The organism is Neobacillus vireti, from assembly GCF_036962465.1.
GTDB lineage: Bacteria > Bacillota > Bacilli > Bacillales > Cytobacillaceae > Neobacillus > Neobacillus vireti_B.
Genome location: NZ_JBALNF010000066.1, coordinates 42415 through 43453, shown reverse-complemented (window position 1 = coordinate 43453; position 1039 = coordinate 42415). Strand labels below are relative to the sequence as shown.

The 1039-nt window shown below is 31.6% G+C and carries 1 protein-coding gene; it reads right to left on the bottom strand.

Features of this window, described 5'->3' with window-relative positions:
- Positions 1-83 precede the first annotated feature (83 nt).
- Positions 84-500: a BlaI/MecI/CopY family transcriptional regulator gene (locus V7077_RS23850; RefSeq protein ID WP_335506580.1), complete on the bottom strand. Its 417-nt coding sequence runs from the start codon at positions 498-500 to the stop codon at positions 84-86.
- Between the last annotated feature and the right edge of the window lie 539 nt (positions 501-1039).

Below are 1039 nucleotides of genomic sequence, written 5' to 3'. Positions count from 1 at the left end.
ATATAATCCCATCTGTACAAATAAAACAACACCACAGCAGAGACCTACACTTAAGACAAAAAACGATTTATTTCTCCACATCATTACTTACTTTCCTTTTTTAATTGGTTAAGTTTTTGTTCTAGTTTAACAAGTAAGTTTTGATCAACATCTTCCAAAGAATCTAGCATGTGATTTACTACCATATCACCGAACTCATCTAACAGGTTTTCAGTAATTTTCTTTGACTGTTCATCAATAAATTGCATTTTTGTCATAATGGGTTTATAAAGCGAAGTTCTTCCTTCAGCTCTCTTTTCAAGAATCTTTTTTTCTACCAGTCGATTCATAACTGTCATTACAGTATTAAAATTTATGGTTCTTTCTTTTTCGATTAATTGTTGAACCTCTTTGATGCTCTTTTCCTTTCCATTCCACAAAATATCCATAATTTTTGCTTCTAATGGTCCAAAAAAGCGATCCAAACCAACCTTATCGTAACGGAAGTTATTAATACTCATACTTTTTCACCCCCATTACATATTGTAGTGCAAAATGACAAGACTTAAAATAGTTATACAATAAATTTATAATATTTTATAGGATGATTCGAATTTAATCTTTTAAATGTTTTAACAGTATTTTAGGAGTGATGGATATGAAGAACTTGATTTTCAGAGCAACTGGAACTACTGGACACCATATTGTTCGTCAGCGTCTAAAATTAGGATATGAAATCACTACATTTGTTCGATACCAAGGTAGATTGAATATAAAACATCCACATTTATTCGTGATAAAAGGTGACGTGCAAAATTCCAACTTATTTTAAATGCAGTACGAGGATATGACTTAATTTGTTGCTGATTTTATGCTTAGGTTAGCATCTGATCAAACCCCCAATAAACCTACCTTTGTGATCAGTAGCTAAATTGTCAGAAACTGACCTTATGTTTATGGATATTGGAAGAATGAAGCACAAAAATACTGGTTTGTTTTCTCAATAGTTGTGTAGTAATGATGTAAATGCTCCATTTTCACAAGTTACCTTTAGCCCTCC